At 54.4% G+C, this 239-nt stretch carries 1 pseudogene; it reads left to right on the top strand.

The window, feature by feature from the left end:
• Positions 1-239, top strand: a pseudogene (locus Q4563_RS22325) (OsmC domain/YcaO domain-containing protein); the annotation flags it as partial.

The raw sequence follows: 239 nt of genomic DNA, 5'->3' as shown, positions 1-239 counted from the left end.
ACGCCAAGGAGCAGGTTGAAACCCTGCTGCAATTTAACGACAACACGGTGGAACGTGGCTTGTTCTTTCAAGTCGTCAATGCCGTGCTGGAAGTTACCCTGGACGATGATATGGAACTGGACGATTACCGGCTTAATTTTGGTCGTATGTTTGGAGCTGAACGACTGGCCGCCGCCATCGGCATGGTGGATGGTTCCGTGCGCTTTTATGGCCTGACCCCGACCAGCCTGCAGCTGGAC

The organism is Gilvimarinus sp. 1_MG-2023 (genome assembly GCF_030548285.1).
This window is presented reverse-complemented; position numbering and strand designations above follow the sequence as displayed.